Raw genomic sequence first — 20,413 nt, forward strand, 5'->3', positions numbered from 1 at the left:
TCAGGTATTGAGCAGCGTAGTGGTCGCGGACGTTCCGGCTTCGCGCTGCGCGAAGTAGTGGCGCGTCCGCCGGCTGAAGACCGCCCAGCCCGCGTAGCACAGCGGGAACGCGGGCAGGAGCAGGGACATCAAGCCGCCTTTGCCGGTGAGAAGCATGCCCAGCTGCATGAGCGCCAGCGGACCCAGCGGTAGCGCCAGCAGTGCGAAAAGCACGAAGCGCGCGCGTCGTTTCTTCCGCAAGGTGGCAAGGGCCGCCCAGCCGAGCAACAGGCCGACGACCAGCAGCCCGACCGGCGCGGCGAGCGGGATGCCCATCTTCGCCAGCGCATCGGGTTTGACCACATGCACGATCGGCAGGGCCAGCGACAGGAGCAGCAGGGCGCACGCCGCGGCGATGCTGACACCAGCCGTCCATTGCAGGCGTCCGGGCATGAGTCCCTTCGCATGGCGGGCCAGGCGATCGTGGTTCCACAGATAGATCGCCGGCGTGCTCAGCAGCGTGAGCAGCTGCGATACCAGCAGACCGCCGACGATCGCCACGCCCAGCGGCTGGCGCATCTCCGAGCCCACGCCGAAGCCGATCGCCAATGGCAGCGCCGCACCCATCGCCACCAGCGTGGTCATGGTGATCGGGCGGAAACGCACCAGGGCTGCCTCGCGGATTGCCGCGGGCGGTGCCAAGCCACGTTCCCGTTGCGCGACCAGGGCAAAGTCGACCATCAGGATGGCGTTCTTCTTCACGATGCCGATCAGCATCAGGATGGCGATGATCGCCATCAGGGTCAGCTGCATCTGCGTCACCAGCATGGCCAGGAACGCACCGGCGCCCGCCGCGGGCAGCGTGGAAAGAATGGTCAGCGGATGGCCTAGGCTCTCGTACAGAATGCCGAGCACGATGTACATGGCGAGTACCGAGGCGAGCAGCAGCACCATGCCGTTCGACTTGGCCTGTTGCAGGCGCTGGTTCTCGCCGGCGAACTCCACGCGCACGCCGGCTGGCAAGCCCACCGCGATCGCCGCCTGGTTGACCAGGGCGATGCCGCGATCCTGCTGCACCTTGTCTGCCAGGTTGTAGCGGATAGTGGACGCTTCCAGCTGGTTGTGGTGGCGGATGCGCAGCGGCGCCACGTTGGGTGCGATGTGCGCCACTGCCGACAGCGGAATCATCACGCCCTGCGTGTTGCGCACGCGGATATTGAGCAGCGCTTCCGGACTCAGCGATTCAGCCGCCGCCGAGGTCAGCACCACCCAGTACTGGTTGATGTCCGAGTAAATCACCGAGACCTGGCGCTGGCCGAACGAGTTGTAAAGGGCCGAATCGATGGTGCCCAGGCCCAGGTGCAGGCGGCCCGCCGCTTCCCGGTCGACTTTCAGCAACTGCTGCTTGCCGGTGAGGTCGAAGTTGCTGGTCACATCGCGAAGGTCCTTCAGCGTGCGCATGTAACGCACCATCTTCAGGGTCCAGGGCTGCAGGTCTTCACCGTTGGTGCCGATCAGCTGGAACTCGTACTTGCCGCCGCCGTCGCCGCTGCCGCCGCCAAGGAACTGCACCAGACTCAGGGAGACCTTCACGTCGGGCAGCACGTCGTACTGCTTGGAAAGTCGTTCCATGACCTTCTTGGCGCTCTCGTGCCGGTCGTTCGGCCCATCGCCGCGGGGCTTGAGGTCCACGAACATGCTGCCGGCGTTGCCGACGCCACCGGTGCCGTCGTTGGCACCCAGCGTGGTCAGCACGTCCAGCACCGCCGGGTCCTTCCGCATGATCTCGGCGGCCTTCTTCGCGCGCTCCGCCATCAGCGTGGGCGAGATGTTCGCGTCGGCCCGGATGTCGCCCTGGATCATGCCGATGTCTTCCTCGGGCATGAAGTTGCCGCCCGCGGTGGCCACCACGGCAGCGCCGAGCAGGAAGGTGCAGAGCAGGAGGATGGCCGGCTGCCAGCGCATCAGGCGGCGATGGCGCATCGCGAAGTCCAGCGCGCGCTCGTAGACGTGGTGGATTCGCCGGTCGAACCGTTCCAGCGCACGCTCCAGGCGCCCGGGCGGACGTGCGCCTTCCTCGTCGTGCCGCTTGAGGAAATAGCCGCACAGCGCCGGGGTCAGGGTGAGCGAAACCAGGGCGGAAATGATCACCGCCACCGCCAGCGTCACCGAGAACTCGCGCAGGAGCGCGATGATCATGTTGTTGCCGAACAGCAGGGGCGCGAACACCGCTACCAGCGACAGCGTGATGGAAATCACCGTGAAACCGATCTCGCGCACGCCGATCAGCGCCGCGGGAAGCGGCGCCTCGCCGTGCTCCATGTGGCGAACGATGTTCTCGATCACCACGATGGCGTCGTCGACCACGAAGCCGATGCATAGCACCAGCGCGACCAGCGACAAGGTATTGAGGGTGTAGCCGAGGGCCCACATGGCCACGAAGGCGCCGGCCAGCGAGAGCGGCACGCTCAGCGTCGCGATCAGGGTCGGCCGCAGCTGGCGCAGGAATACCAGCATCACCAGCACCACCATCACGATACTGATCAGCAGCGCTACCTGTACCTCGTGCAGCGCCGATTTGGTGGTCTGGGTGAGGTCGAAGATCGGCGTGATCTGTACGTCCGCCGGCATCCACTGGCGGAACTCGGGCAGGCGCTTGCGGATTTCCTCCACCGTGGCCACGGCATTGGCTTCGGCGCGCTTGCTGATCTGCATCGCCACCGTGTTCTGATCGTTGAACCAGGCCGCCTGATAGATGTCCTGCTGGCCGCTGGTGACCCTCGCCACGTCGGACAGGCGCACGGGCGTGCCGTTCTTCACCGAGATCAGCAGCTGGCCGAATTCCTCCGGCGAGTGCAGCGAGTCGTTGGCGATCAGCGTGGTCTGGGTGCGCCCGTCGCTCAGGATGCCTTGCGGCGCGGTCACGTTCGCGGCGATCAGCGCGTTGCTGACGTCGTCCGCGCTGAGCTTCTTCGCCGCCAGCGCATTGGTATCCAGCTCCACGCGCACCGCATGGGGCGTGCCGCCGAAGACCTGCACCTGCGCTACCCCGGGAATCTGCGCGACGGCCGGCTTGAGCAGCGTGTCGGTGAGGTCGTAGAGCTTGTCCGACGGCAGGCTGGTGGAGGTCAGCGAGACCAGCAGGATCGGAATCTGCGATGTGTCGAACTTGAAGTATTGGGGTGGTGAAGGCATGCCCGAGGGCAGATCGACCTGGGCTGCATTGATCGCCGCCTGCACGTCTCGCGCGGCTTTGTCGGCGGTACGCCCAAAGTTGAAGCGAACCTGCACCGTTGCCGAGCCTTCGCTGGCATTGCCGTACATCTCCTCGACCCCCGGGATCCGCCCCAGGTGCCGCTCCAGCGGAGCCAGCACGGTGTTGGCCATGGTCTGTGCGCTGGCGCCGGGCATGGAGGCCACCACGAACACGCCGGGGAACTCGAGGGACGGCAGCGCCGCGACGCCGAGCAGGCGATAGGCGAACAGGCCCGCGAGCAGCAGGCCCAGCCCGAGCAGCGACGTACCGACAGGGCGGCGAATCAGCGGCGCAAAGATATTCACTTGGCTTCCGTACCGAAAATTCGTAACGCGCGTCCGCCTGCAGGGCATCGCGGCGCGCGCTGGGGGAAACCGGCGCGCAGGGCGCCGGAGGTGGAGGCAATCATATCGGCTATATGCCCACGCCAGCCCGCCTCACGGATGTGCCTTAAGTCCGGCCCTGTCGAAAGGCACGGGGCGGCCGCCGAGGCGGCCGGAACCGTCAGGCTGTCTGACCAGTCGCCTTGAGGGCACGCTTGGCCTCGCGCCGGGCCTTGCGCGCCGCCTTCCGTTCCTTGCGGTCGTGGTTCCACAGGTAGATCGCCGGCGTACTCAGCAGCGTGAGCAGCTGCGACACCAGCAGGCCGCCCACGATCGCCACGCCCAGCGGTTGGCGCGTCTCCGCGCCGATGCCGAAGCCGATCGCCAGCGGCAGCGCGGCGCCGATCGCCACCAGGGTGGTCATGGTGATCGGGCGGAAGCGCACCAGGGCCGCCTCGCGGATCGCCTCCGGCGCCGGCAGGCCGTGCTCGCGCTGGCGCACCAGGGCGAAGTCCACCATCAGGATCGCGTTCTTCTTCACGATGCCGATCAGCATCAGGATCGCGATCACGCCGATCAGCGACATCGGCGTATGCGTCACTAGCATCGCCAGGAATGCACCGGCACCTGCGGCCGGCAGCGTGGAAAGGATCGTCAGCGGCTGACCGAGGCTCTCGTAGAGAATGCCCAGCACGATATACATCGCTAGGATCGAGCCGATCAGCAGCAGCAACGAGTTGTCCTTGCTCTCTTGCAGCTGCTGGTTCTCGCCGGTGTAGCCGATCTTCACGCCGGCCGGGAGGCGGGCGTCGGCCACGAGCTGATCGATCAGCTGCATGCCCTTGTCACGCGGGAAATTGGGCGGAAGGTTGTAGTAGATCTGCACCGCTTCCATCTGGTTGTAGTGGTTGACGATGGACGGCGTGACGTTCGGTTCGATCTTCGCCACCGCCGACAACGGCACCATGCCGCCGCGTGCGTTGCGCACGTAGGTGTTGAGCAGCGTGTCGGGCGTGAGCGTGTGTTCGGCACTCGATGTCAGCACCACCCAGTACTGGTTGATGTCCGAATAGATGATCGATACCTGGTTCTGGCCGAAGGCGTTGTACAGCGCCGCGTCGACCATGCCCATGCTCACGTTCAGGCGGCTGGCTGCCTGGCGGTCCACCCTGAGCATCTGCTGCTTATCGATGTTGTCGTAGTCGCTGCTGACGTCGCGGAACTCCGGGCGCGCCTTCATCAGCTTGGTCACCTTGTAGACCCACGGCTGCAGATCGATGGTGCTGGCGCTGACCAGCTGGAAGCTCTCGGCGCCCTGCCCGCCGCCACCGCCGCCGCCGTTGAAGAAACTCAGCGAGCTGAGCGATACCTGCACTTCCGGCAGTACCTCGTATTGCTTGCGCAGGCGCTCGACGACCTTGTCGATGTGTTCCGGGCGCTCGCCCGGGCCGTTGCCCTTCGGCTTGAGGTCGACGTACATCACCGACTGGTTGCCCACCGCACCGCCCGCGTTGTCGGCACCCAGGAAGGTGGTGACGTCGAGCACCGCCGGGTCCTTCAGCATGATTTCGGCGGCCTTCTGCGCACGCAGCGCCATCAGCGAGGGGGAGATATTGGTATCGGCGCGCACCATGGCGCGGATCAGGCCGATGTCTTCCTTCGGCATGAAGTTGAAGCCCGCCGTCTTGACCACCGCCATTGCCAGCGCCACGGTCAGCCCCAGCAGGATCAGCGGTTGCCAGCGCATCAGCCGGCGATGGTGCATCGCCCAGTCCAGCGCGCGCTCATAGACCCGCTGCATGCCGCGGTCGAAGCGTTCGACCGCGCGCTCGATCCGGCCGGGCTCGCGTGGCCCGTTATCCTGCTTGAGCATCCAGCCGCACAGCGCGGGCGTCACGGTCAGCGAGATCACCGCCGAGATGACTACCGCGGCGGTGAGCGTCACCGAGAACTCGCGCATGATCACCGTGAACTGGCTGTTGCCGAACAGCAGCGGCACGAACACCGCGACCAGCGAAAGGGTGATCGAAACCACGGTGAAGCCGATCTCGCGCACGCCCAGCAATGAAGCCGGCAAAGCCTGCTCGCCGTGTTCCATGTGCCGCACGATGTTTTCGATCACCACAATGGCATCATCGACCACGAAGCCGATGCACAGCACCAGCGCCACCAGCGACAGCGTGTTGAGGGTATAGCCGAGCGACCACATCACCACGAAGGCGCCGGCCAGCGACAGGGGCACGCTGATCATGGCGATCAGCATCGGTCGCACCCGGCGCAGGAACACCAGCATCACCACCGCCACCAGCAGGATGCTGAGCAACAGGGCGATTTCCACCTCGTGCAGGGCCGAGCGCGTGGTCTGGGTGAGATCGAAGATGGGGGTGATCTGCAGGTCCGCCGGCAGCCAGGAGCGCATTTCCGGCAACTTGGCGCGCACGGCGTCGGCGGTCGCCACCGCATTGGCCTCCGGGCGCTTGCTCACGCGGATGGTCACCGAGCGCATGCCGTTGAACCAGGCGGCCTGGTACTCGTCCTGCTGGCCGCTGTAGACCTTGGCGACATCCGACAGCCGCACCGGCGTGCCATTGCGCATGGCGATCAGCAGCTGGCCGAATTCCTTCGGGTCGTGCAACGCGTCGGTAGCGGTCACCGTCATCTGCGTCAGGCCGTCGGTCAGCGTGCCCTGCGGCGAGGTCACATTGGCCGCGCGCAGGGCATTGCGCACGTCGTTGCCCGAGAGACCCATCGCCGCCAACTGCGCGTTGTTGAGCTCGACACGCACGGCTTTCGGTCGCCCGCCCATGATCCGCACCTGGGCGACGCCCGGCACCTGCGACAGGACCGGCTTGATCAGCGTGTCGGCCATGTCGAAGAGCTTGTCCGGAGTCTGCGTGCGCGAGGTCATCGACAGCAGCAGCACCGGCATCTGCGAATTGTTGAATTTGAAGTAGCGCGGCGGGATGGTCATGCTCGACGGCAGGTCGACCTGGGCCGCATTGATCGCCGCCTGCACGTCGCGCGCCAGCTTGTCGGTGGACTTGCCCGGCTCGAATAGCAGGATTACGGAGCTCGAGCCGTCGTTGCTCTCCGAGCTCATCTCCTTGATGCCCGGGATCCTGCCCAAATGCCGCTCGAGCGGTGCGGCCACGGTGGACGCCATGGTCTGGGCGCTGGCGCCGGGTACTTCCGCATACACCGACATGCCCGGGAATTCGAGCGCGGGCAGGGCCGCCACGCCGATCAGGATGTAGGTCCAGATACCGGCCAGCGCCAATCCCAGCGCGAGCAGCGACGTGCCCACCGGGCGGCGGATCATTGGAGCGAAGATGTTCACGAGTTCCCCGGGCCGCGCCTCCTGGCGCGCTCCGGGGCGGACTGTATGCCGGGAGCCGGCATTTGGGATGTGCCTGAAGTTCGGCCCGTCCTTAGGCCTTGGGTTGGGATGAGCCGAAGGCGGATCCCAATATCGTCATTTTCGTCTGCCCGGCAGCGTCGGGGTTCGCTTGCGCTCACCCCAGCCTGCACCGCGCGGTTCAGCGTGCCGGGCTGTAGCGCACGGTCAGGTACGCCGTGCGGCCCAGCTGGTTGTAGAAGCGGACGGTCTCGTAGCGATGGTCGAACACATTGGCCACGCGCCCCTGCAAGGTCCAGCCCGGCAGGAAGTTCCAGCTGGCGCGCAGGTCCACCGTGGCATAGCCGCCCAGGCGCTGCAGGTTGGCCGCGTCGTCGTAGCGATAGCCCTGGCCATTGACCGTGCCGCCGACGCTGAAGGCGCCGAGGTCGCGGTCCAGGTCGATGCGTGCGATGCGCTCGGGGCGGCGCGCCAGCAGGTTGCCACGCTCGGCGTCGTCGCCGCGGTTCTCCGGCTGCTGGAAGGTCAGGTAGCCGCGCAGGTGCCAGCCGTCCAGGTCGGCGCCGAGCTGGCCTTCGATGCCGCGGATGCGGGCCTTGGCGACGTTGATCGGCACGAAGAAGGCGTCGTAGCCGATCAGGTCGTCGATCTTCGTCTGGTAGGCATTGACCGCCCAGTTCCACGCGCCGGGGCGCGCCGAGACGCCAATCTCCGCGGTCCGCGATTTCTCCGGCTTGAGGTCCGGGTTGGCGGTGGCGAAGCCGAATACCGGCGGGAAATACAGATCGTTGAACGTCGGCGCATGGAACGCGGTGCCATACGAGGCGGTGAGCTTCACACCGTTGTCGAAGCCGTAACCATAGGCTGCCGCGCCGGTGTTGTGATTGCCAAACTGCTGGTTGTGATCGTGGCGTGCGGAGAGCTGCAGTTCGTGCGGACCGAACTGGCCCTGGTAGAGCGCGAACACGCCGGTGTTGTCGCGCTTGGTGCGCACGTAGCCGGTGTCGCTGTCCACGTGCTCCTGCTGGTAATCCACGCCGGCACTGAGCAGCTGGCCGGGGGCGAGCGTCACCTCGTTCTGCCAGGAAGCCTGGTTGCGGCGCGAATAGAGGTTGCCTTCGCGCAGCATGTCCGCGCCCAGGTCCGCTCGATTCAGGTAGTTGTCGGCGCGGTCGAGGTTCTGGCCGGCGCTCAGGCTCATCTTCCACGCCTCCAGCACGGCGAAGCGCAGATTCACGCCGGCGACCTGCTGCGAGCGACGGGTGTAGTTCTGGAAATCGCCGTCGTACTCGATGTCGCCCTTGCTCTTGAGCAGGCTGGCCGACAGTTCGGTGCCGTTATCCCAGCGATAACCGCCGCTGAGAGCGCCGTTGTAAGTGCGGTAGCCGTCGTCATCGGGCTCGTTCGTGAAGCAGCCGCCCACGCCGGCCGCCGCCGCGCGGCAGGCATTGATGCCGCGCGTGTACTGGCCGCCTACGCTGGCGTTGAACCAGGCATGGCGCGATCCGCCGGAAAGGCCGAACTGTCCATCCGCCAGGCGATGGCTGCCCACGCCCAGGGTCACGGACGGCGTGAGGCTTTCGCCGGGCTGGCCGTGGCGGGTGAAGATCTGGATGACACCGCCGATCGCGTCGGAGCCGTACAGGCTGGAACGCGGCCCGCGCACGATCTCGATACGATCGATCTGTTCCACTGGCAGCTGCTCGAATGCCGGAATGCCCGCACCCACGGTGCCGATGCGCACGCCATCGACCAGTACCAGCGTGTGCGAGGAATTCGTTCCACGCATGAACAGCGACGTCTGCTGGCCCAGGCCGCCGGCATTGCCGAAAGCCACGCCCGGCAGGCCCGACAGCAAGTCCTGCACGGATTGCGGCTGCAGGCGTTCGATGTCGGCGCGCGTGATCACGGTGACCGGCGCAAGCGTCTCGTCGATGGGCGTGGCAGTGCGCGTGGCGGTGACCACCACGGTGGGCAGTTGGCCCGCGTCGTTCTGGTCGGCGGCGTGGGCCGCGGCCATGCAGGACAGCAGGGACATGGCCAGCAGGTGCTTCTTCATGGATCGCTTTTCCCCGGCCGCGCCACTCGCACGGCCCTAGAGTTCATAAGCCCGGCAAGACAGGGAGGAAAAGGAACGACGGCAGGCGAACGGGCGCCGACACGTGGTCCGGCTTCGCCCTCCGCGAGCCACCAGGTAGATATTCGGGCCGGTCTCCGGGCTGGCGAGTGCGCGTGGACCGCGCGATCCCCGGTGGCCTTCCCATGCCCGAAGGCACAGTGGCGCGTCACCGCGGTTGGAACGCTCGCTTACCGTTGCGGGGGCAGCGCCGGCCTTGCCTGAAGGCGCACCGGCTTCCCGTTTCATCCCTTGGCCTGACGGCGGTGGGACACCCGAACGAACGCAACTTTAACGTGGAGGGCTTTGCACTGGCAATGCGGAACGCTGCGCGGCGCGTTGATTCACGCTCGAACGGTGCGGTCTTTATGCAGTGCTGTGTAATTCCAGCGAGTCGCGCGAGGCACTTCGGGATGCCCGAGAAATGCGATGTTCGAGCGCGGGGGCATAGCTGATGGCCATCCCGGTGGAAAGTCGTGTTGCCATCGATCCTGGCCGCTTCGACATGATGGGGTTTAACGATCGCGATTTGCCGCGCGCTTACCATCCCATGGTCCGGATATACGTATCCGGGCGCGGTACTGAGTTGCCACATTCATCACAAGGAGTGTTTGCCATGAGATACCTCGCCGTTTCAGCCTCCATATGTTTCTCCGTATTGGCCAGTGCATTTTCTGGTCAGGCGTCCGCCGAGTACGACTGCAACGCCTGCATGCGGAATTATTTGAGCTGCCTTAGCCAGGGCCCGGGCAATCCGGCGCAGCAGGCTATCTGCGATCATGAATACGCGGGTTGTCTGGCCCAATGCGATGGCCTCGGCGCAGCCCAGCCGAAGAAACCTTTCAAGCATGAAGACGGCTATCAGCTGAATCGCGGCGTGGCCCAGACCATGAGCTGGGTTGATCACGGGACCTGATACATCTGTCCAGGCCATCCTCGCCGATCGAAGGCGAGGATGGTTCATCTAGACATCCCTGCCATCGCGTATGCAAAAGCAGCGGGCTTGGATGGGACATCGTCTGATCGCGAACGAAGGGTGCGGCGACATGCGGCAGCCGCTCGACATCGGCCCAAGACCGCTCGCTAGTTATCGAAAGGGTTGCGCAGTGACGCCCTGGATCGATGACCGCTCCCATGCAGAAGGGCTTCATCAAGACAGCTCGTGGCGGCTACGCCACGGTAAAGAATGAAGGCGGTCGAGCGCCGAGCATTGTTCACGGGACGGTTGAAAACGCAGGAAATAACGACATAAACAGACGTTCAGACGTCCGCTCGTAAGGTTCGTTACAGTTATTCGACAGCTTCGCGCAAGCTCCTGTTTTGCTGCCTAAGCTACTGTTTCCACAGACGATATCTGTCCGTCTTCACGTCGTAAAAAATCTGTTGACGACGCATCGGCGCGCGCTTAAGTTCGGCCGCGAATCGCTGAAACTTGCGGTAAGAGTACGGGCTTGGGGAAGCCTTCCGCGTTCTTGCGATTCGATCTTCGGCGCGCGATGCGCCTGTCGGCCTGAAGGCCTTTTTGGGGAGAACACAGATGATCAAGTTCCAGCACGCTGGTCGCGCGCCGCTGTGGCGTCGGACTGCCATCGCCGCTGCGTTGAGCATGAGCCTTGCCGGGGTGGCGATGGCTCAGTCGAACGCGTCGGGCACTATCTTCGGCCGCGCTGACGAGGCCGGTGCCACCGTCCACATCGAGAACGTCGATACGGGCCTGACCCGCGACATCGCGTTGGATTCGAGCGGCCGCTATCGCGCTGCTTCGCTGCCGGTCGGCCGCTATCGGGTGAGCCTGCAGAAGAACGGCCAGACCATCAACACGCGCGACAACGTGCAGGTGGTGGTCAGCACCGGTACCGAAATTTCTTTCAACGCAGCCACCGCGGCGACCGGCGCCAAGAATCTCGAAGGCATCCAGGTCGTGGCCAATGCGCTGCCGGCGATCGACGTGTCCTCGGTCGACTCGCGTACCGTACTGACCTCCGAGCAGCTGCAGAAGCTGCCGATCCTCAATAACGTCAATGCGGCCGCGCTGCTGGCGCCCGGCACCACCGGCGGCGACAGCCGCTACGGCAACGCCATCTCGATGGGCGGCTCCTCCGCCGCCGAGAACCAGTACTACATCAATGGTTTCCCGGTCACCAACCCGCTCACCGGCCTGGGCTTCACCAGCCTGCCGTTCGACGCGATCGACCAGGAACAGGTGTTCACCGGCGGCTACGGCGCCGAGTACGGTCGTTCCACCGGCGGCGTGGTGAACATCATCACCAAGCGCGGCACCAACACCTGGAAGGCCGGCGCTGAAGTGCTGTGGAGCCCGGCCAAGCTGGCCGCCACCCAGCGTTACATCTACTACCCCGTCGGCAGCCACCGCGTCACCGACGGCAAGGTGCTGTTCCGTCCGAACGACAAGCTGACCCAGACCCAGGTCGGCGCGTACGTCGGCGGTCCGCTGATCAAGGACAAGCTGTTCTTCTACGGCACCGGCGAGTTCATCAAGAACACCGGCCGCGTGCAGTACGGCACCAACAACGGCACCACCGGCGCCAGCACCAAGACCAAGGACGACAGCAACAAGATCACGCGTTGGATGGCCAAGGTGGACTGGAACATCACCGACAACCACATCCTGGAATTCACCGGCATTGGTGAAGATTCCATCCAGGACACGGTGATCTACAACTACAACTACAACACTGGCCTGCAGGGCACGCTCAGGGGCACGGAACACCAGAAGAACACCGGTGTAGCCAACTCCACGCCGGGCGGCCAGCTCTATGTGGGCAAGTACACTGGCTACATCACCGACAGCCTGACGATCAACGCGCTGTATGGCCGCAGCACCGCGGACCATGTCGATAGCGTGGCCGGCGCTTCCGGTGGCGTGTGCCCGAACATTACGGACAACCGCAGCAACCCCAGCCGCATCAGCTGCGCGCCGGTCGGCGGCAACCTGCTGGTGCCGGGCGCGAACGACAAGACCCACGCCTGGCGCTTCGATGTGGAATATCACCTCGGCTCGCACACGCTGCGCGGCGGTCTGGACAACCAGACACTGGAGTCCTTCTCCGGCCGTGCCACGCAGGGCGGCGCGTTGTGGACCTACTTCGATGCAACCGACGACTTCTCCACCGTGCCGGGCATGAACATCCCGCCGGGCGCGACCGAAGTCGCCCAGCGCACCATCTTCAGCGCCGCGGGCAAGGTGAAGGTGGAGCAGCAAGCGCAGTACATCGAAGACCACTGGCAGATCAATGATCGCTGGCTTGCCTACCTCGGCCTGCGTAACGAGCAGTTCAAGAACTTCAACACCGACGGCGTGGTGTTCCTGAAGCAGCGCCACCAGCTCGCTCCGCGCCTGGGTCTGACCTGGGACGTCAATGGCGATTCCAGCTTCAAGATCTACGCCAACGCTGGCCGCTACCACCTGGCCGTGCCCTCGAACGTGGCCATTCGCGGCGCCGGCCCGCAGCGCTTCGAGAATCAGTACTTCGTCTACACCGGCGTGGATCCGGTGACGAATGCGCCGATCAACCCGACGCCCATCAGCTCCGTGTTCTTCGCCAACGGCGCCAACGGCCAGGCGCCGAATCCGGTGACACTGGCCAAGAAGGGCATCAGCGCGTACTACCAGGACGAATACATCCTGGGCTTCGACAAGGAGATCGCGCCGAACTACACGGTGGGCGCCAAGGCGATCTACCGCAATCTGAAGAGCATCATCGACGACTTCTGCGATGCCCGCCCGTTCCTCGCGCATGAAGCCGCCGCCGGCACGCCGATCACCAATCCGGCCTTCACCGAGTGGGAGACCAACGGCGCGCCCTGCTTGCTGTTCAATCCGGGTCGCGGCGCGACGTTCACCATCGATCACGACGGTCTGGGCACGCTCAAGAACGTGACGCTTTCGAAGGAAGAGCTCGGCTATCCGGATCTGAAGCGCAAGTACCTCGCGTTGAACCTCTACCTCGAGCACCAGTTCGATCAGAAGTGGTACGGCAAGGTCGAGTACGTGTGGTCGCACAACTTTGGCAATTCCGAAGGCCTGCTCCTGTCTGACATCGGCCAGCAGGATCCGTCCGTGACCCAGGCCTGGGACTTCCCGGAACTGATGATCGGCTCCAGCGGCAACCTGCCGAACGATCGCCGCCACCAGTTGAAGGCCTACGGCTTCTACCAGATCACGCCGGAATGGCTGATTGGCAGCAGCCTGCTGGTCGCCTCGGGCCGCCCGAAGAACTGCCTGGGCATCCCGCCGACGGACCCCTATCAGTACGGCTCGTCGTACTTCTACTGCAAAGGCCAGGTCGCGCCACGCGGCAGCCAGGGCAATATGCCGTGGACTTACACGCTGAACCTGAGCAGCGAATGGCGGCCGGCCTGGGCCGACCACAAGCTGGCCTTCTCGATGGACATCTTCAACGTGTTCAACCAGCAGAAGGCACAGAACCGCGTGGAGACCTATCAGCTGGGCAGCGGCGCGGTCAGCGGTACCTACGGGCGCATCCTGAGCTACAGCGCGCCACGCACGGTCCGTCTGGGCGCCCGCTACGACTTCTCGCTGTAAACAAGAAACCAGCGCCGGGGCCGACCCGGCGCGATCTCCCCTATGGCCGCCGGAAGCACTCCGGCGGCATTTTTTTGCGCAAAGCTTGCGCCAAGGTGTCGTTAAGCTTGCATTCACGCTTTTTCTCGCCGGGGGAATCTGCGCATACCACTGAAAATCAACGAATTGCGCGCCCAGGGACCAAAAGCTTCGGCATAGGAAAAAGTCTTAACTTTTTGTTGACTCTCGTTCCGACCCGCCTCTAAGGTCGGCATGCGACCCGTGAGAAGTTGCGAAGTCTGCCGGACGAGGGGTCGTCCCGCGACTTTCGCAGACCCGCTTTCTAAGAGTCTGCCGCGATTTCCCACGCCGCTTTGGGGCGACGTTTTCGCCCGTCCTTTTTGGATTTCTCGGGGAGATCAGCAATGCAGACGTTCCGTCATCCACGCTATGCGGTCGCGTGCCGCCGTACCGCGCTCGCCGCCGCCCTGGCCATGGGCCTCGCCGGCACGGCCATGGCGCAGTCCAATGCATCGGGCGTGATCTTCGGCCGCACCGCCGAAGCCGGTAGCAGCATCCACATCGAAAACCTCGACACCGGCTTTGCGCGAGACATCGCGGTGGACGCCGATGGCCGCTACCGCGCCGGCTCGCTGCCGGTCGGCCGCTACAAGGTGACCTTGCAGAAGGACGGCAAGACGCTGGAAAGCCGCGACAACGTACAAGTTGCGCTGGGCTCGGGTGTGGACGTTTCATTCGCCGGCGCCGTGGCCTCTTCCGCGGGCAACGCGCAGACGCTGGAAGGCATCCAGGTCGTCGGCAACGCACTACCGGCGATCGATGTGTCCTCCGTCGACTCGCGCACCGTGCTCACCTCCGAGCAGCTGCAGAAGCTGCCGTTGGCGCGCAATGTCACCGCGGCGGCGCTGCTGGCGCCTGGCGTGGTGTCCGGCGACTCGCGCTACGGCAATGTGGCCTCCTTCGGCGGCGCGTCGGCTTCGGAAAACCAGTACTACATCAACGGCTATGCGGTGACGAACGCGCTTACCGGCCTGGGCTTCACCAGCTTGCCGTATGACGCCATCGACCAGCAGCAGATCTACACCGGCGGCTATGGCGCCGAATACGGCCGCTCCACCGGCGGCGTGATCAACGTGGTCACCAAGCGTGGCGGCAATACCTGGAAGGGTGGCGTGGGCATGTACGTCATCCCGCAGTACTTCCGCGATTCGCCGCGCAGCATCTATCGCACCAATGGCACGCTGTACCAGTACAACGGTGACAGCAAGTTCTCGTCCGTGCAGTACACCGGCTACGTGAGCGGTCCGCTGATCAAGGACAAGCTGTTCCTCTACGCTGCGGGCGACTTCACCAGTTCCAGCGGCCACAACGTGTTGCCGGTCACCACGCCGCAGCGCACGAACGAGGACAGCAAGGCCACCAAGTGGCTGGCCAAGATCGACTGGAACATCACCGACAACCACCTGCTCGAACTGACCGGCCTATCGGACAAGAACAACACGACCAAGCAGGTCTACGCGTACGACTACAACACGTTCCAGGCCACGCGCTACCTGGGTTCGGACAAGACGAAGAACTTCGACTCCGGCCCGGGTTCGCAGCCGGGCGGCGACGTGTACATCGGCAAGTACACCGGCTACATCACCGACAACCTGACGGTGAACGCGCTGTACGGCCGCAGCAAGACCGAGCACGTGCGCGATCTGTCGTATGCATCCAATCCGAACTGCCCGTGGGTGCTGGACAACCGTAACGCGCCGCCCAGCACGATCATCGGCTGCGGTCTCGTCAACGGTACCGTGCTCGGCAAGGGCGCGCAGGACAAGACGCACGGCTGGCGTCTGGACGTGGAGTACCGCCTGGGTTCGCACGATCTGCGCGCGGGCGTGGACAACCAGACGCTCGAGTCCTTCGCCGGTAACGTCTACGAAGGCGGTTATCGCTGGGTCTACCGCGACGCCGGTCCGGTCACTGGCCGTCCGGACATCGTGCCCCCGCCGGGCACCGACTACGTGGTCGAGAAGCGCTTGTTCCAGACTGGCGCAAGCGTCAAGGTGGAGCAGGAAGCGCAGTTCATCGAAGACCGCTGGCAGGCGACCGACCGCTGGCTGATCTACCTGGGCCTGCGCAATGAGCAGTTCAAGAATCTCAACGGTGCGGGCGACGTCTACGTCAAGCAGCGTCACCAGCTGGCGCCGCGCCTGGGCGTGACCTGGGACGTGTTCGGCGATTCCAGCTTCAAGGTCTACGCCAATGCGGGCCGCTACCACCTGGCGATTCCGTCGAACGTGGCGATCCGCGGCGCCTCGGCGTCGACGTACTACAGCGAGTACTACACCTACACCGGCGTGGCGCCGAACGGCGAGCCGACCGGCCTGACCCAGCTGGGCTCGCGCGGGTATCTCAATGGCGAAGACGGCACCACGCCGGATCCACGCAGCGTGGCGGCGCAGAACATCAAGGCTTACTACCAGGACGAGTACATCCTCGGTTTCGACAAGAGCCTGGGCAACGACTGGACCTTCGGCGCCAAGGCGACCTTGCGCAAGCTGAAGAGCTCGATCGACGACTTCTGCGATTCGCGTCCGTTCGAGAAGTACGCCGCGCGCAACAACATCGACATCAGCAACGCCAGCATCGCGGGTTGCTATCTGTTCAACCCCGGCCAGAGCAACACCTTCATGGTCGACGTCAACGGTCAGGGTAACTTCGTGCCATTCAGGCTGACGAAGGAGGATTTCACGTCGCCGGAGGGCGTCGCGTTCCCTGACTTGAAGCGCAAGTACTACTCGCTGGACCTCTACCTGGAACACCAGTTCAGCAACCAGTGGTACGGCCGCGTGGACTACACCTTCTCACGCAGCTACGGCAACTCGGAAGGCCAGCTCAAGTCCGACATCGGCCAGCTCGATCCGTCGGTGACGCAGGACTGGGACGCGCCGGAGATCATGCAGTTCACCAACGGCCCGCTGCCGAACGACCGCACGCATCAGCTCAAGGCGTATGGCTACTTCCAGGCCACCAACGAGTGGCTGTTCGGCGCCAACCTCGCGGTGGCGTCGGGTCGCCCGAAGAATTGCATCGGCTTCGATCCGGTCGACGCGATTCAGTACGGCGCTTCGTACTTCGAGTGCAACTTCCAGCCCAGCCCGCGCGGTTCCAAGGGCCGCCTGCCCTGGACCTGGACCATGGACCTGAACATGGAATACCGGCCGACCTGGGCCGGCGCCAACCAGCCGCTGGCGTTCACCGCCAACGTGTTCAACCTGTTCTCGAAGAAGAAGGAAGTCGCGGTGATCGAAGTGGGCGAGAGCTCGATCAGCAAGACCACCGGCCTGCCGGTGCGCAGCGTGAATTACCTGCGCCCGGTGGCGTTCCAGACGCCGCGCTACTTCCAGTTCGGCGTACGCTACGACTTCTCGATGTAAGAACGACGGGCGCCGGCAGTGGCCGGCGCCTTCTTCCGCAGTCGCCGGCCTTGCCGGCGATTTTTTTTCGCCCTGCGCCGAGAGTGCAGCGATCAGTCCGTATGCAACTCCGCCACGAAGTCGTAGATATCGCCCCGATACCACGACACCGTGAACTCCACCACGCGCCCGTCGTCGAGAAAGCTGCGGCGCTCGATGTTGAGACCGGCGCTGCCGGTGGGTACGTGCAGTAGCCGTGCCTGCTGGGCGCCTAGCGAAACCGCGCGCAGGCGCTGCAAGGCGCGGCGGGGACGGCAGCCCAGGTTTTCCAGTACTTCATAGAGCGAATCGTGCACGATCAGCGGGTCGGGCAGGATGCTGGCTGGCACTACCGAACGCTCGATCGCCAGCGGTTCTTCTCGCGCATAGCGCACGCGATGAAGGCGGGCGACCTGCACGCCGGGCGACAAATTCATCGCCATCGACTCTTCCGGCGTCACCTCGCCGATGCTGCGCTCGAAGAACTCCGAGCGCGGATTCAAGCCGCGCGCACGCAAGTCCTCGGTGAAGCTCGTGAGGCGCGACATCGGCTTGATGATGCGTTCCGCGACGAAGGTGCCGGCGCCATGGCGCTGCGTGAGAATGCCTTCCTCGACGAGCCCGGCGATGGCTTTGCGCACGGTGACGCGCGAGAGGCTGAGTGCCCGCGAAAGGTCGCGCTCGCTTGGCAGCGCCTGTCCGGGTTCAATGTCGCGGTGTTCCACCACGTTGCGGATGGCGCGGCGCAGCCGCAGGTAGGCCAGCGGCTGGTGCGTGGCGGCGTCGCGGCTGAGGCGGAAGTATTCGTTGACCAATGCGGTTTCCATGGCGGCCAACATACCAATGACCATACCAATTCCACAAGCACCGGTTAAAACAGGGCCCTGGCGGGGTTACCAGTTCGCCACCCAAAGGGCCGGGAGCGCCGTGGGACAGGCGTTCCCGCGAAGTGGTGTTGTCTGGTATTTCACTGGTACGTTAGGATGCACCGACCGGCTAGGATTCCTCCCTGGCCTCCCCTCACGCCACACCCCGAGGTGATCGAAGTGACGGTTTCTGCTCCCCTGGTCGAGCCGTTCGACCTGGTGATTTTCGGCGGCACGGGCGACCTCGCCCTGCGCAAGCTCCTGCCCGCTCTGTTCCACCGTTTTCTCGACGGCCAGATCCCGGCCAGCAGTCGCATCATCGGCATCGCCCGCGAGGCGCTGGACGACGAAGGTTATCGCGCCAGCCTGCGCACCGCGCTGATCGAGGCCCGCGGTGCCAAGGACAAGGTGGACGAATTCCTGCGCCAGGTCGGCTACCGGCCCCTGGATGCGCGCAAGGACGAAGGCTGGGACGCGTTCGCCGCGATGATGGGCGAGCAGCCGGACCACGTGCGCGTGTTCTATCTGTCGACGTCGCCGGAACTGTTCGTCGACATCTGCAACCGCCTGGGTCACTACGGCCTTAACCGCGGCAAGTCGCGCGTGGTGCTGGAAAAGCCGATCGGCCGCGACCTGGCCAGCGCCAACCAGATCAACGACGCCGTGGGCCGCGTCTTCGACGAATCGCAGACCTTCCGCATCGACCATTACCTGGGCAAGGAGACGGTGCAGAACCTGCTGGCGCTGCGCTTCGGCAATGCCTTGTTCGAGCCGCTGTGGAACGCCGGACACATCGACCACGTGCAGATTACCGTGGCCGAAACCCTGGGTGTCGGCCGCCGCGGCGCGTACTACGACCGCGCCGGCGCGCTGCGCGACATGGTGCAGAACCACATCCTGCAGCTGCTCTGCATGGTGGCGATGGAGCCGCCTGCGTCGCTGTCGCCGGACGCGGTGCGTGACGAGAAGCTCAAGGTGTTGCGCGCGCTCAGGCCGATCGACGAAGCCAATGCTGCGCAGCTGACCGTGCGCGGCCAGTATCGCGCCGGCGCCGCGGAAGGGCAGAGCGTGCCCGGCTACCAGGAAGAGCTCGACGGAAAGAAATCCAACACCGAAACCTTCGTCGCGCTGAAGACGGAGATCGAGAACTGGCGTTGGGCTGGCGTGCCGTTCTACCTGCGTACCGGCAAGCGCCTGCCTGCACGAGTGTCCGAGATCGTGGTGGCGTTCAAGTCCGTGCCGCACTCCATCTTCGATGCTTCGGCCGGCCCGCTGGTGCACAACCGCCTGGTGCTGCGCCTGCAGCCGGACGAAGGCGTGAAGCTGTGGCTGACCATCAAGCACCCCGGGCCCGGCGGCCTGCGCCTGCGTCACGTGCCGCTGGACATGACGTTCGCCGAAGCCTTCGGCGTGCAGCAGCCCGATGCGTACGAGCGCCTGCTGCTTGACGTCGTGCGAGGCAACCCCACCTTGTTCATGCGCCGCGACGAAGTGGAAGCAGCGTGGCGCTGGGCCGATCCGATCCTGGCAGCCTGGGCGTCCAGCGGCGAATCGCCGCGGCCGTACACCGCCGGCACCTGGGGGCCTAGCGCTGCCGTGGCGCTGATCGAGCGCGATGGCCGTACCTGGAACGAGGACAGCGAGTGATGTTCCGCGCGAGGCCGCGGCTGTCCGTTTCACTGCCGCGTCGCGCGCCGATCGCCATACTCGATGCCTCCGACGGCGTCTCTGCATTCTTCGCTCAACTTTCTTGCCATGCCTGACCACGTCGACGTCACCACGCACAGCTTCACCGATTGCCACGCGCTGGCGCGCGCACTGGCCGAACGCATCGCCGAGCGCCTGCGCGCCGCCATCGCCACGCGCGGCCAGGGGCTGATCGCCGTTTCCGGCGGGAGCACACCGGTGCATTTCTTCCGCCAGCTTTCCCGTGCGGAGCTGGATTGGTCGAAGGTGCAGGTCGTACTGGTCGACGAACGGTGGGTGCCGGAAATGCATGAGCGTTCCAATGCGCGCATGGTGAAGGCCGAGCTGTTGCAGCACGCCGCCTCCGCGGCGCACTTCGTACCGCTCTACGCCGACGCGCCCACGCCGGAAGCCGGCATGACCGCGGTGCGGGCGCGCGTGGCGGCCTTGCCGTATCCCTTCGATGCCGTGGTTCTGGGCATGGGAACGGATGGGCATACCGCCTCGTTCTTTCCCGGCGGCGATCGCCTCGCCGAAGCCTTGGATCTGAAAGGCACGGCGCGCGTGCTGCCGATGCGCGCCGCCGGGGCCGGGGAGCCGCGGATCACCTTCACTTTGCCCGCTCTGCTCGATACGCAGGCGCTGTACCTGCATATCGAAGGCGAGCCCAAGCGCCAGCTGTTGGCCGATGCGCGGCTCGGCCTCGGCGCGGGCAGGGATTACCCGGTACGCAGCGTGCTGACGCAGACGGACGTACCGGTCGCCGTGTACTGGTGCCCCTGAGCACCGGACGCCAGGAGCGGGAGACGGGCGGCCCTC

At 65.0% G+C, this 20,413-nt stretch carries 9 protein-coding genes and 1 riboswitch; of the genes, 5 read left to right on the plus strand and 4 right to left on the minus strand.

What is annotated here, in order from left to right; all coding sequences use genetic code 11:
- The 3 genes from RKE25_RS01420 to RKE25_RS01430 all read right to left on the minus strand — a co-directional run bounded on the left by RKE25_RS01420 (position 1) and on the right by RKE25_RS01430 (position 8,972).
- Positions 1 to 3,540, minus strand: coding sequence for an efflux RND transporter permease subunit (locus tag RKE25_RS01420; RefSeq protein ID WP_311840488.1), 3,540 nt, complete (start codon positions 3,538 to 3,540; stop codon positions 1 to 3).
- 199 nt (positions 3,541 to 3,739) lie between these two features.
- A complete protein-coding gene (locus RKE25_RS01425) occupies positions 3,740 to 6,895 on the minus strand; it encodes an efflux RND transporter permease subunit (protein WP_311840489.1) in 3,156 nt (1,051 codons plus the stop codon).
- 199 nt (positions 6,896 to 7,094) lie between these two features.
- The gene (locus RKE25_RS01430) at positions 7,095 to 8,972 is read right to left on the minus strand and encodes a TonB-dependent receptor (protein ID WP_311840490.1); all 1,878 of its coding nucleotides are present in this window, start codon (positions 8,970 to 8,972) and stop codon (positions 7,095 to 7,097) included.
- 128 nt (positions 8,973 to 9,100) lie between these two features.
- A riboswitch (cobalamin riboswitch) is annotated at positions 9,101 to 9,323 on the minus strand.
- 160 nt (positions 9,324 to 9,483) lie between these two features.
- Here RKE25_RS01430 and RKE25_RS01435 point away from each other — a divergent pair.
- The 3 genes from RKE25_RS01435 (at position 9,484) to RKE25_RS01445 (ending at position 17,024) form a co-directional block, all read left to right on the plus strand.
- Positions 9,484 to 9,945, plus strand: coding sequence for a hypothetical protein (locus tag RKE25_RS01435; protein ID WP_311840491.1), 462 nt, complete (start codon positions 9,484 to 9,486; stop codon positions 9,943 to 9,945).
- Positions 9,946 to 10,566: 621 nt separating this feature from the next.
- Entirely contained in the window at positions 10,567 to 13,596 is a 3,030-nt protein-coding gene (locus RKE25_RS01440; protein ID WP_311840492.1) for a TonB-dependent receptor, read from the plus strand.
- A 404-nt stretch (positions 13,597 to 14,000) separates the two neighbouring features.
- Positions 14,001 to 17,024 (plus strand): TonB-dependent receptor, encoded by a 3,024-nt coding sequence (locus tag RKE25_RS01445; RefSeq protein ID WP_311840493.1) that lies wholly within the window; start codon positions 14,001 to 14,003, stop codon positions 17,022 to 17,024.
- A 92-nt stretch (positions 17,025 to 17,116) separates the two neighbouring features.
- On the opposite strand, the gene RKE25_RS01450 is transcribed toward RKE25_RS01445, so the two are convergent.
- Complete coding sequence (locus tag RKE25_RS01450) at positions 17,117 to 17,869, minus strand: GntR family transcriptional regulator (protein ID WP_311842300.1); 753 nt, start codon at positions 17,867 to 17,869, stop codon at positions 17,117 to 17,119.
- A 219-nt stretch (positions 17,870 to 18,088) separates the two neighbouring features.
- Between RKE25_RS01450 and zwf the strand changes: the two genes are divergently transcribed.
- A complete protein-coding gene (gene zwf, locus RKE25_RS01455; protein WP_311840494.1) occupies positions 18,089 to 19,555 on the plus strand; it encodes a glucose-6-phosphate dehydrogenase in 1,467 nt (488 codons plus the stop codon).
- Between the two features lie 108 nt (positions 19,556 to 19,663).
- Positions 19,664 to 20,377 carry a 6-phosphogluconolactonase gene (pgl, locus tag RKE25_RS01460; protein ID WP_311840495.1) on the plus strand — a complete coding sequence of 238 codons (714 nt, stop codon included), beginning with the start codon at positions 19,664 to 19,666 and terminating at the stop codon, positions 20,375 to 20,377.
- Positions 20,378 to 20,413 lie beyond the last annotated feature (36 nt).

This window comes from Dyella sp. BiH032, assembly GCF_031954525.1.
In the GTDB taxonomy this organism is placed as follows: Bacteria; Pseudomonadota; Gammaproteobacteria; order Xanthomonadales; family Rhodanobacteraceae; genus Dyella_D.